Genomic DNA, 12,596 nt, shown 5'->3' with positions numbered 1-12,596 from the left:
CTACGCAAGCTCTGCAAGACACAGTTCTTCATGAATTTGCTGACACCACGCTTTTACCCTTTGCTCAGTCAACTCCGGTTGGCGGTCTTCGTCTATGCCTAGGCCAACGAAATGGTCATCATCTGCCATGCCTTTTGACGCTTCAAAATCATAGCCCTCTGTTGGCCAGTGACCCACGATAATGGCACCCTTAGGTTCAACGATATCCCGGATCATACCCATGGCATCAAGGAAGTACTCAGCGTAGTCTTCCTGATCGCCGCATCCAAAGATCGCGACCAGCTTATCTTGAAAATCTATTTCTTCTAATTCAGGAAAAAAGTCATCCCAGTCGCACTGAGGTTCACCATAGTACCATGTAGGAATGCCGAAAATTAGCAGGTCAAACTCGGCAATCTGCTCTTTGCTGCTTTTTGCAATGTCATGTACGTCGATCAGCTGTTTGCCCAGCTGTTTTTGGATCATCTTAGCAACGTGTTCTGTATTACCCGTATCGCTGCCGAAGAAAAGGCCAACGCTTGCCATTTAATCTACCTCAATTGAATCAAAAAATAATTTAGCCGTTAACACCCATGCTCATGTAAAACACTTCGATAATGCCTTTTGCAACGAAACCGAGAGCGCCTAAACCTAGTACGCCGTATGCCACAAAACGGCCTATCTTGGGCACATTATTCTTGCTCAACACGTCGTGAATAGCGTAACCCATCAGCAAGAATAACCCCAACAACCCGATGTTGAGCATGATGGCTTCGATCTGCTCGTAATTGTCCGCAATCATTAAACCGAGAACCTCACTATAATGAGGCGCAGAATATACCACGAACTGAATTAAAGAGGAAAATTTGAAGCGCCAAAAAGCGCCAAAAAGCGCCAAAAAAGGACCATTGCGCCTAAACGTGATGCAACGCTGCTACCCTGACGATTTGATCATTCCTTGTGAAAACGGCAGCCGGTTTTTAATCGATATCAACCGCTTTTATTTCGCCGTTGCTGTTTAGATAGAAAAGAGAGTAGCCAGCCGTTTCGAGTTTATCTGCGACCAATAACAAATCGCCCATGTTGACATCGGAAATCAAAAGGTTCGTCAGGCCGGTTTGATCCAGCGTGGTAATCAGTGTTTCATGATCCGATTTTTCACATTCTTCTCCCTAAACGTTTTGTTTTCTCATTATTTGTTATTCATGACGATTGTCAGTCAGCGACTTTATGCACGCCATCGCACGCTCTAGTGATGTTGAAGGAAATCACCGACAATTTTATTAAACACCGCGGGCTTTTCGGCGTGTAGCCAATGGCCCGTGCCATTGATGATTTTCGCTGATGCATTGGGGTATTGTGCCTGAATAGCCTGTTGATGCGCGGGTGTCACATAATCTGAATCACCCCCAATAATGAACAACACCGGTCCGTTAAATACATCGGTTGAATTTGGCCAATCAATAAAGGTCGGGTAAGTATCGATTATTCCCTTAAGATTAAACGCCCAAGACCAGTTATCGCCTGATTGTTTCAAACTCTTCAACAAAAATTGTTGGGTAGGGGGTTCCTTTACATGTTCTGACAGCATACGCGATGCATCACTACGCGCATTGACTTCGGATAAATCAACATTGCGCAAACCTGCGAATACTGCGCTGTGCCTGCTGGGGTAGGCGACAGGGGCGATGTCAGCGGCGATCACACTACGGCACGCTTCGGGGTGCGTGATCGCGTAATGCAGTGCGACTTTTCCGCCTAAAGAGTGCCCGATCAGGTGCGCGGACTTAATACCTTCATGCCTGAGAACCTCAGCAATCTGCTCTGCCACCTGATCGAAACCGATATCCTCCAGCCAAGGTGACTGTCCGTGGTTGGGCAAATCGATGGACAGACAGTGTGTTGTTGGCTTTAAGCTGCGCGCCAGCACATTAAGATTATCCAGACTACCAAACAGGCCGTGGATAAGCACGGCCCATTGGTCAGTCTCGATATCCGCTCGCTGTACCCGGTAATTGAGCATAATGACTCAGTTACATGTTGGGGTAATTAGGACCGCCAGCACCTTCAGGCACTACCCAACGGATGTTTTGCGACGGGTCCTTAATATCACATGTTTTGCAATGCACGCAGTTTTGCGCGTTGATTTGAAAGCGCTTGTTGCCATCATTGTCTTCAACCACTTCATACACACCCGCTGGACAATAGCGCTGCGCCGGTTCATCGTACTTCGGAAGATTGACCTGAATAGGAATACTAGGATCGTTGAGTTGCAAATGACATGGCTGATCTTCTTCGTGGTTGGTATTGGAGAGAAATACGGAAGACAGTTTATCAAAACTCAGCGTGCCATCTGGCTTTGGATAGTCGATTTTCTGAGCTTCACTCGCCAGTTTCATGCCTTCGTAATCGCGCGCGTTATCGCTCAGATTCATGAATATTTTGCCGCCAAATACGTTTTGATCAAGGGTATTGAACACACCACCCCAGAAGGTACCGTAATTGTGAATGGCAGGACCGAAATTGCGTGAGCGATACAATTCATCGTACAGCCAGCTGTTTTTGTATTTCTCGGTGTAGGACGATAACTCAACAGATGTGATTTCTTTACCGTCTGCCATCGCTTCAAAAATTGCCTCAGCCGCCAGCATGCCTGACTTCATGGCAGTGTGATTGCCTTTAATCTTTGCAAAGTTCAGCGTTCCTGCATCACAGCCAACCAACATTCCCCCCGGAAAGGTCATTTTAGGTAGGGAGTTAAAACCGCCTTTCGCGATAGCTCTGGCACCATAAGACACGCGCTTTCCGCCGTCTAGATACTGTTTAATGGTCGGGTGGTGCTTAAGACGCTGAAATTCGTCGAACGGGCTCAAATGCGGGTTGCTGTAATTCAGGTCGACAATCAAGCCAACTAAAACCTGATGGTTCTCCGCGTGATATAAGTAGCTTCCCCCTGTCGCGTCATCAAGTGGCCAGCCAGCGGTGTGCACGACCAGACCTTCTTGATGATTCTCAGGTTTTACATCCCAAATTTCTTTAAAGCCGATCGCATAATGTTGGGGAGAGGCATCTTTATCTAGCTCAAACTTGGCTATTAATTCCTTGCCAAGATGACCACGACAACCTTCGGCGAAAACAGTTTGTTTGGCGCGTAATTCCATGCCGGGCATGTAACCCTCTTTATGCTGGCCCTGCTCACCAATACCCATATCGCCAGTAATGACACCACCCACACTGCCATCATCGTTATAAATCACCTCGGCGGCGGCAAAGCCGGGGAACACTTCCACCCCCAACTCCTCAGCCTGCTCAGCCAACCAGCGACATACGTTACCCATGCTAACGATATAGTTACCGTCATTGTGCATAGTTTTCGGTGTGATCCCGTTCGGCAATTTGGTCGCTTTATGTTCATCTTTCAGCAAATAAATGTCATCTCGGGTGACGGCGGTATTGAGTGGCGCGTTTCTGTCTTTCCAATCGGGAAATAATTCGTTTAACGCGCGTGGTTCAAACACGGCGCCAGAGAGAATATGCGCACCCACTTCACTGCCTTTTTCAACCACACAGACCATTAATTCCTGATCGGCCGCTTTGGCTAGTTGCATCAATTTACACGCGGTTGATAGCCCTGCGGGGCCTGCGCCGACGATAACAACGTCGAATTCCATAGATTCTCTTTCCACACTCATCTCCCCGATGTTTTATGCTTTTATAGAGAAGTATTGATTAAACAAATATTTTAACTCAATAAAAACAGGTAAATTACGCTTTGTGAAGCAGGGTAAATGCGGTTGACGTTTACGTCAACTGTCAGTAGATTTAACCGTCTTTTCTGGCCTGCGTATTCAAACTTACGGATCTCGGGCCTTAATAGCCCATTCATCGAGGTGAAAATGAAGGTATTAGTTGCCGTTAAACGCGCGATTGACTACAACGTCAAAGTGCGCGTCAAACCTGATAATTCAGGTGTCGATCTGACCAATGCAAAAATGTCGATTAACCCATTTTGCGAAATCGCTGTTGAAGAAGCGGTGCGTCTTAAAGAAAAAGGCGTTGCGAGCGAAATCGTGGTGGTTTCCATCGGCGATAAAGCATGTCAGGAGCAAATTCGCACAGCGCTTGCACTAGGTGCTGACAAGGGCATTCAGGTCGATACCTCTGAAAATCTGGATTCTTTGCAAGTGGCAAAAGTGTTGCAAAAAGTGGTTGAGCAAGAGCAGCCACAGTTGGTCATTTTAGGCAAGCAATCGATTGATTCAGACAACAATCAAACCGGTCAGATGTTGGCTGCATTAACCGGTATGCCGCAAGGTACATTTGCCTCAGAAGTGTCGGTTGATGGTGAAAGTGTGAGCGTAACACGTGAAATTGATGGTGGCCTGCAAACCGTTAAGTTGAGTTTACCCGCAGTAGTCACCACTGATTTGCGCTTGAACGAACCGCGCTATGCGTCATTGCCCAACATCATGAAAGCGAAACGTAAGCCATTGGATGTCATCAATGCTGCCGACTTAGGCGTAACACTGGCTTCCAATGTCAAAGTTGTTAGTGTATCACCGCCACCCGTGCGTGAAGGTGGAGTTAAGGTCGCGGATGTGGCTGACTTAGTCGATAAATTGAAAAATGAAGCGAAGGTGATCTCATGAGTATTCTTGTTTACGCAGAGCACGATAATCAGCATCTGAAATCCGAAACGCACAAAATGATCCACGGCGCTTCGCGTGCTGGTGATGATATTACAGTGCTTGTCGCTGGTCATGATTGTGCGGCGGTTGCCGAAGAAGCGGCGAAAATTGACGGCGTAGCCAAAGTGTTGCTGGCAGATAATGCCGCTTATCAACATCAGCTTGCAGAAAACATCGCTCAACTCGTGGTTAATATGGCTGACGGCTACACCCACATTTTTGCTGCAGCGACAACAACGGGCAAAAACTTCATGCCACGTGTAGCGGCCTTGTTGGATGTGGCGCAAATTTCTGACGTGATTGAAATACAGAGCGCAGATACATTTGTTCGCCCCATTTATGCAGGTAATGCGATTGCGACGGTTCAATCTTCTGACCGCGTGAAGGTAGTCACGGTTCGCGCTGCGGCATTTGACGCGGCAGGCACGGGCAACAGCGCGCCGGTTGAATCCCATGCAGATGTGGTTGAGCTGGATAAGTCCTCATTTGTATCTCAAGAGTTGACGGAATCAGAGCGACCAGAACTGACCGCCGCGGATGTTGTTATTTCCGGAGGTCGTGGTATGCAAAACGGTGAAAATTTTGCGCTGTTAAATGGTATTGCCGATAAACTGGGTGCTGCCATCGGTGCATCTCGCGCCGCAGTCGACGCGGGGTTTGTACCGAACGATATGCAGGTCGGGCAGACGGGCAAAATTGTTGCACCGCAATTGTATATTGCGGTGGGGATCTCCGGCGCAATTCAACACCTTGCGGGTATGAAAGATTCTAAGGTGATCGTTGCCATCAACAAAGATGAAGAAGCCCCAATATTTCAGGTCGCAGATTACGGTCTGGTCGGTGATTTATTTGACGTTCTACCTGAGTTGGAAAAATCACTGTAATTACGCATGATAGCTCCACTTAAAAAAGCGGCTTACTCAAGCCGCTTTTTTGTATTTGCACAGCGCTCAGGCAGTGGACATGGTTCTGACATATTTATTAACAATCTTTAATCGTGTTGGGGGGCTAGGTTGGGCTAAACTAGCGCGGTGAAAATGCGTTCAAACAAGGCCTTAAATGAACAATACGATTAAAAAAGCAGGCATTCCCATTGTCATTCTTATTGTGGCGGTGATCGCCATGATTGGGCTCATTTCCATGAAAAAGCCGCCAGAGAAAAAACCGGTCGAAACCGAGGCTTTGCTGGTGAGTGCTACGCCCATTGCGTTTGAAGCGGTTCAATTTACGGTAAGCACGCAGGGCAATGTGTTACCCATGAATGAGACCACATTAACCGCACAGGTATCAGGGCGGATTGACAGTATCGCTGATGTGTTTGTTGAAGGTGGCTTTTTTAAACAAGGGGACGTGTTACTCACGTTGGAGTCAGAAGACTACCGCACTGAAGTGCAACTGGCTGAGGCCGAGGTGGCCAGAGCGACGGCAAATCTTCAGGAAGAAGTAGCCCGAGGCCGTGTCGCCGAAACAGAATGGCGCTCAGTCAACAGCTCTGTCGCACCGGATTTAGGGTTGCGCAAGCCACAGTTGGCGCGTGAGCAAGCGAGTCTGAAAGCGGCACAGGCGCAGTTGGAAAAAGCGCAGCGCAACCTGGCGCGAACACAAATTAAGGCCCCTTATGATGGTATGGTTGTATCGCGAGATGTTGATGTAGGGCAATTCGTGAGTTCTGCAACATCGTTGGGTATGATTTACTCGACACGCATAGCAGAGGTCAGACTGCCCCTAACCGATGCGGATCTGGCGTTTGTAGAGTTGGACAAGGGTGAACCACTTCCTGTCAACCTGACCTCAGTGGTGGCAGGGCAACGCAAACAATGGCAGGCGTCACTTGTTCGCACCGAGGGTGTTTTGGATCAACGAAGCCGTGTTATCTATGCCGTGGCCCAAGTCGCTGACCCCTACTTACGCGACGAAAATTCAACCCGAGCCGGCGATGTTCTGCGCTTTGGCCAATTCGTCAACGCGACCATCACCGGGAGAAAAGCCGACAGATTAGTGGTACTACCGCGTCATACCCTGCGTTTGGATGGCACTGTGCTGGCGGTTACCCCAGATAATGAAATCGCCATACGGCAAGTTGATGTGGTGCGTGCGGATGAAACATCTGTGTATATCCGCAGTGGTCTAGAGCCTACCGATAAGGTGGCTACCAGCGCAGTACCTAATCCGTACAGCGGAATGCCGGTCCGATTGCCGGGAAGTCAATCCGACGAACCGTCGCCAGCGGAACGCGATGTTGAAGATGCTGCAGATGACGAAATAGCTCAGGTCGAGGCATCTGTATGAGCAGAATAGATACACACAGCGGCATCATCGCTTGGTTTGCGCGCAATAGCGTTGCCGCAAACCTGCTCATGTTTATTCTGATCATTGGCGGTATTTTCGGCGCGAATGTCATTCAAAAACAAGTATTTCCTAACTTCGTGCTGAACATCATTTCCGTTCGAGTTCCATATTTAGGCGCTGCGCCACAAGAAGTTGAAAAAGGCGTGACCATTAAGGTCGAAGAGGCGATCAAAGATCTCGATGGCATCAAAAAGTACACATCAACGTCAGTTGAAGGCATGTCGACCGTGACAATCGAAGTCGAAGATGGCTACGACACGCAAATACTGCTGGATGAAGCAAAAGCACAGGTAGATGCGATCCCGAGTTTTCCAGCCAACACTGAAAAACCGATTGTGTATCGTGTTAAGGCACAACAAGACGTGATGTGGGTATCGGTTTATGGTGATGCGAGTGAGCGTGAGCTGAAAGAATTTGCCAAAGATATGCGCGACGATATCGCCAATTTACCGGGTATTTCTAGCGTATCCGTGGTGGGTGATAGGGATTACGAAATTTCTATCGAGCTGACCGAACGCCGCTTGCAAGAATTCCGGCTGACCTTTTCCGACGTCGTCAATGCGGTTAGAGGGTCATCGATCGACTTGCCCGGCGGATCCATTAAATCTGAGAATGGTGACATTTTATTGCGCACGACGGGCCAAGCCTATAACGGCGTGGATTTTGAAGAAATCGTGCTGACCACTCGTGAGGACGGCACACGATTGCTGCTGAAAGACGTGGCAACAGTGCGGGACGGATTTGTCGAAAACAATCAGTACGCGCGTTTTGATGGTAAGCCCGCTGTGAGTATTCGCGTGCGCGCGGTAGGGGATCAAAACGCGCTGGAGATCTCTGAGCAGGTAAACCGGTATCTCGACAACAATCGGGCGAGTTTTCCGGCAAACATACAAGCGGATTCTTGGGGCGATAGTTCGTTTTATCTGGCAGACCGCTTAAATATGATGCTGGAGAATATGTTTTTCGGTGCGTTGTTAGTGTTTATCGTGCTGTCCTTGTTTCTTAAGATCAAGCTGGCATTCTGGGTCATTGTTGGCCTGCCTGTTTGTTTTTTAGGCACTTTGCTGGTCATGTCGCTGGACTCAGTGGCGGTGTCGATTAACATGCTAAGCCTGTTTGCGTTCATTCTCGTGCTGGGTATCGTGGTCGATGATGCCATCATTATGGGCGAATCGGCTTACACAGAAATTGATCAGAAAGGTCATACCGCCGACAACGTTATCGCTGGTGTTAAAAAAGTAGCGATGCCAGCGACGTTCGGTGTGTTAACGACGATTGCAGCGTTCTCGCCGATGTTGATGGTCACAGGGGTATTTGGCGTTATCTGGAAAACCATCGGCCTAGTGGTGATCATCTGCCTAGTATTTTCATTGGTTGAATCTAAATTGATCCTGCCAGCCCATTTAGTGCACATGAAGTTAAAACCGTATGATCCAACAAAGGCCAACCGCTTTCAGCGATTTAGAGACTTTTTTGCGGAAGGCATAAAAACGTTCGTCAAAACTAAGTATGTGCCATTTTTAGAAAAAGCCATTAAAAATCGTTACACCACGCTCGCGACTTTTATTGCCATGCTATTGCTCACCGCTGGGCTGTTCGGTAGCGGCTTAGTGCGATTTGTATTTTTTCCCACCATTCCCAGTGATTTTATGTTGGCGTCGGTCGAACTTGAACCGGGTTCTTCCTTGGTACAACGCGACAGGGCAATTGATGAATTGCTCGCGGCGATGAACCAGATGGAAGAAAGTGTCAAAGCCGACGGTGGCGGTGATGTGGTAAAGCATGCGATTGCGTTTGATAACGGCCCGCTAATGGGGCAGATATTTGTTGAGCTGACTAAGGGCGAAACGCGGGAACTCACAGACACCGAAATCAGCGATATATGGCGCGACTATGTGACTGAAATACCTGGCTTAAGAACCCTGACGATTGGTGCTCCGGGCGGCCCGGGGGGCGGTGATGACCTAAGTTTTGAATTTTCTTCTGAAAATATCGATGAGCTACGCAATATCAGTGTTGATCTGAAAGAATACCTGCGTGCTTACACCGGTGTGACTGAAATCAATGATACGTTCAGTGGCGGCGCTGATGAAATACAGTTGGCGCTTAAAGATCAAGCCGATATTTTGGGTATATCATTGCAGCAGCTCGCGCAACAGGTGCGCTATGGTTTCTACGGTGCCGAAGCGCAGCGTGTCCAGCGTGGCGATGAAGAAGTGAAAGTGATGGTCCGCTACCCGCAAAGTGAGCGATCGTCGGTGGGGCATTTAGAAAATATGCGGGTTCGCACGCTCGCCGGTGATGAAGTTCCCTTCGAGCAAGTCGCTGAAATAGAGCTGGGTCGGGGGTTTGACTCGATTATCCGTGTAAATGGAAATCGCAGCGTTACCGTCAGCGCAAAGCTGGATAAAGCGATCCTGGAGCCCACGGAAGCGATGAATGAAATTACATCTAATGTGATCCCCGATTTGCTTGCTCGCTATCCGCAGGTGGATTTTAAAGTTGAGGGGAATTCGCGCGAGCAGCAGGAAGCCATGGTGAGCTTAATGCAAGGCATGCTGTTTGCGCTGTTTGCGATCTATGCATTGTTAGCCATTCCACTGCGCAGTTATTCGCAGCCACTCATTATCATGTCTGTTATACCCTTTGGGATCGTGGGCGCGGTTGTTGGGCATCTGCTCCTGGGGCAATCTGTCAGTGTGTTGTCGATTTGCGGGATCATTGCTTTGTCGGGTGTGGTGGTGAACGACAGCTTGATCATGGTTGATTTTGTAAACCGCTACCGCAAAGAGGGGCATTCACTCATCGAGTCAGCTATTCAAGCTGGCGCGCAACGCTTTCGGGCCATTATTTTGACATCCCTGACCACGTTCATGGGCCTAATGCCGATCGTTTTTGAGCGAAGTCTGCAGGCTCAGGTCGTTATTCCAATGGCAATCTCACTCGCCTTTGGGATCTTGTTTGCAACCATCATTACGCTACTATTGGTACCGTCGTTATACTTAATTTTAAACGACTTAAAAGGCGTATTGTCTCGCAAGAAGTCCGCAGGCGAGTACGTACATGAGAGCCCATCATTCGATAAATAAACGAGATTGATAGCCACAAAAAAGGCCTGAGTTCGACAGTGAATCGAAATCAGGCCCTAATAGCCGCTGACTAACCCCGACTTTACGGGTTTAGTCAGCGGTTTTTTTGTACAATGGCTACAGCCACTTAGAAGTTGAACTGTGCCTCAATGCCGTAAACCGCAGGGTCATTCACGAAGCCAGTGTTGTTACTGAAGTCAACAAAGCCTTTTACATTATCTTCGTCAGTAATGTTTCGACCAAATAACGCGATTGAATAATCATGCACGTAATCGATGTAGCCAATGCGTAGACCAATTTCAAACTGACCATCAGTTTGGAACTCAATTGACTCGTACAAAGCCATGTTGGTATCGCCTTGATACACATAATCTGCGTAAACGTAAATCTCACCGTTTTCCGTTTCGTAAGTGTAGCGGCCTGCTAGATTAAACGTGGTTTCCGGAGCTTGTTGGAACGAGTTTCCATCCAGCAGCGCATTTCCGTTCGCATCGAGTGGATCTAATACGGTACAAAGACCCGAACCACACGCAGCAGTTGCTAATGTGTCGTCGTTCAGCTCTGTGTCTGCGTAAGCAAAACCGGCAGTGACTAGGAAATCTGAAGTGACCAACACTTCCAAATCAACTTCAAAACCAACGCCAGTGCCTTGATCAGCATTCAACAATTGGTTGCTGTTAGTTGCGCCACCCACCGCTGAAAGTTGAATATCGTCAATCTCGTAGTAGAAAACAGCGGTATTCAAACGAACACGATTGTCGAGAAGATCGGATTTGTAACCCACTTCATAGGACATAATGGTCTCGGACTCTGCCGTGGTCGGGAACAACAAAAATGCCACGTCGCGACCCTGAATAGATTGTGCTCTAAAACCGCTGGCAACACGACCAAACACCATAGAATCAGGCGTTAGCTGATAACTGGTGCTCAGTTCCCAGCTCAGATTGTCATCTTCACGGTTAATATCACTCACCGCCGGAATGCCTAAATCTAGCCATAGCTGACCGTATTGACCGACGAAAAAGTCTTTTTCATCATCGGTGTAACGCAACCCAAGGGTCACGTTCCATTCATCGCTCAGATCATATGAACCTTGTCCGAAAACAGCCCATGTGGTGTTTTCCTGAGAAACAATGGTATTTTGTTGATCGCCTGCGAAACCAAAAGAGGCAAATGACTCGGTCTCAACATCTAAACTGGAATCAAAATAGAATCCACCGACCTGCCACTGGAAAGCATCGCTGGTGTTGCTGGCAAAGCGTATTTCCTGGGTAAACTGTTCTACGTCGGCACTGTCTTGCGTGACTGATGGCGTGAAAATCGGGCCAGGGAATGTGACTGTGTCAGTTCCGAACACGTTAACAATTGCCGATGAAATGCCTTCAGGAACAACGGCATCAAGACTGAACGGAACGACGCCACCGTCGATATCACCGCGTGAAAAGCCGTCGGCTTCCTCAATTGCACTGATCGACGTGACTGTGAAACCATCAAGTTCCCATTCAAGCTTTAGTGAGCTACCAAAACCTTCGTAACCCTGTGGGTTACCGTCGCCACCGTCGTAATAAACCGTGTCGCGATCATAATTCTGGTTCAGGTTATTCGAACCGCGGTCAAAAATGTTGGCGCGGAAAATTGAGGCGCTGCCTTCCAGATCACGCCCATGCACATTGAGTAGTGCAGTAAAATCATTGGTTGGTTCCCACAATAGCTGAACACGGTAGGCTTTTTCATCATACCCACCAAGCGCGTCGCTTTCACCGGTAAATCCATTGTCGATCCAGTCATCGCGATCTTGTGACAACACCGACACACGTGCAGACAGTTCGTCTGTTAAACCACCGCCAACAGCACCTTCAAAATTAATGCTGTTAAAGGAGCCGTATGATACGCGCCCGTAACCACCGAAAACATCGGATGGTTTTACCGAGTCGAACTTCACAATACCTGCTGTGGTATTTCGCCCGAACAATGTACCTTGCGGGCCACGAATGACTTCAACCTGTTCAACATCAAACAGTGGAAAACTTTTCAGAACGACGTTTTCTTGAACCACTTCATCCATAATGATGGAAACAGGCTGCGATGCCGCTAAGTCGAAATCAGAGTTGCCTAAACCACGAATATAGAAGCGAGGCGCAGCACGGCCGTTTGAGGATTCTGCATACAAACCCGGTACACGAAGGGCGATAGATAAAATATCGTCACCGGCACTAAAGATAGAGTTGAATTCGTCACCATTCAGTGTCGCGATGGAAATGGGGACTTCCTGAATTGACTGAGTGCGTTTCTGTGCAGTAACCGTAATTTTCTCCAGTACGGCGTCTTCATTCTCCGGAGCCTGCTGCGCAAAGGCAACAGAACTGCCTAGCGCACAGCTGATACACGCTGCTAGCGATGCAATTTTCATTGAGTTCATGTGTGTTTACCAAGTCAAGTGTGTGGAATTGTGTAGCTTCTACAAGCTGGAACTCATTATACCAGTTAATTT

General features: G+C 48.2%; 9 protein-coding genes. 4 read left to right on the top strand and 5 right to left on the bottom strand.

All coding sequences use genetic code 11. The features are described from left to right. The 4 genes from fldA to KIU71_RS08260 all read right to left on the bottom strand — a co-directional run bounded on the left by fldA (position 1) and on the right by KIU71_RS08260 (position 3,665). Positions 1-525 (bottom strand): flavodoxin FldA, encoded by a 525-nt coding sequence (gene fldA / locus KIU71_RS08275; protein ID WP_214130758.1) that lies wholly within the window; start codon positions 523-525, stop codon positions 1-3. Positions 526-556: 31 nt separating this feature from the next. After that, positions 557-781 carry a DUF2788 domain-containing protein gene (locus KIU71_RS08270; RefSeq protein ID WP_214130757.1) on the bottom strand — a complete coding sequence of 75 codons (225 nt, stop codon included), beginning with the start codon at positions 779-781 and terminating at the stop codon, positions 557-559. Positions 782-1,228: 447 nt separating this feature from the next. Then, on the bottom strand, positions 1,229-2,002 hold the full coding sequence (locus tag KIU71_RS08265) for an alpha/beta fold hydrolase (protein ID WP_214130756.1): 774 nt from the start codon (positions 2,000-2,002) through the stop codon (positions 1,229-1,231). Between the two features lie 10 nt (positions 2,003-2,012). Then, complete coding sequence (locus KIU71_RS08260; protein ID WP_214130754.1) at positions 2,013-3,665, bottom strand: electron transfer flavoprotein-ubiquinone oxidoreductase; 1,653 nt, start codon at positions 3,663-3,665, stop codon at positions 2,013-2,015. A 210-nt stretch (positions 3,666-3,875) separates the two neighbouring features. Between KIU71_RS08260 and KIU71_RS08255 the strand changes: the two genes are divergently transcribed. The 4 genes from KIU71_RS08255 (at position 3,876) to KIU71_RS08240 (ending at position 10,105) form a co-directional block, all read left to right on the top strand. Next, positions 3,876-4,628 carry an electron transfer flavoprotein subunit beta/FixA family protein gene (locus tag KIU71_RS08255; protein WP_214130753.1) on the top strand — a complete coding sequence of 251 codons (753 nt, stop codon included), beginning with the start codon at positions 3,876-3,878 and terminating at the stop codon, positions 4,626-4,628. After that, a complete protein-coding gene (locus KIU71_RS08250; RefSeq protein ID WP_214130752.1) occupies positions 4,625-5,551 on the top strand; it encodes an electron transfer flavoprotein subunit alpha/FixB family protein in 927 nt (308 codons plus the stop codon). Before KIU71_RS08255 ends, KIU71_RS08250 begins: the two co-directional genes overlap by 4 nt. A gap of 175 nt (positions 5,552-5,726) precedes the next feature. Continuing rightward, positions 5,727-6,956 carry an efflux RND transporter periplasmic adaptor subunit gene (locus KIU71_RS08245; protein WP_214130751.1) on the top strand — a complete coding sequence of 410 codons (1,230 nt, stop codon included), beginning with the start codon at positions 5,727-5,729 and terminating at the stop codon, positions 6,954-6,956. Continuing rightward, complete coding sequence (locus KIU71_RS08240; protein ID WP_214130750.1) at positions 6,953-10,105, top strand: efflux RND transporter permease subunit; 3,153 nt, start codon at positions 6,953-6,955, stop codon at positions 10,103-10,105. Before KIU71_RS08245 ends, KIU71_RS08240 begins: the two co-directional genes overlap by 4 nt. Before the next feature lie 127 nt (positions 10,106-10,232). On the opposite strand, the gene KIU71_RS08235 is transcribed toward KIU71_RS08240, so the two are convergent. After that, the gene (locus KIU71_RS08235) at positions 10,233-12,524 is read right to left on the bottom strand and encodes a TonB-dependent receptor (protein ID WP_214130748.1); all 2,292 of its coding nucleotides are present in this window, start codon (positions 12,522-12,524) and stop codon (positions 10,233-10,235) included. Between the last annotated feature and the right edge of the window lie 72 nt (positions 12,525-12,596).

Origin of the sequence: Alteromonas oceanisediminis, from assembly GCF_018474025.1 — a bacterium.
In the GTDB taxonomy this organism is placed as follows: domain Bacteria; phylum Pseudomonadota; class Gammaproteobacteria; order Enterobacterales; family Alteromonadaceae; genus Alteromonas_E; species Alteromonas_E oceanisediminis.
This window is presented reverse-complemented; position numbering and strand designations above follow the sequence as displayed.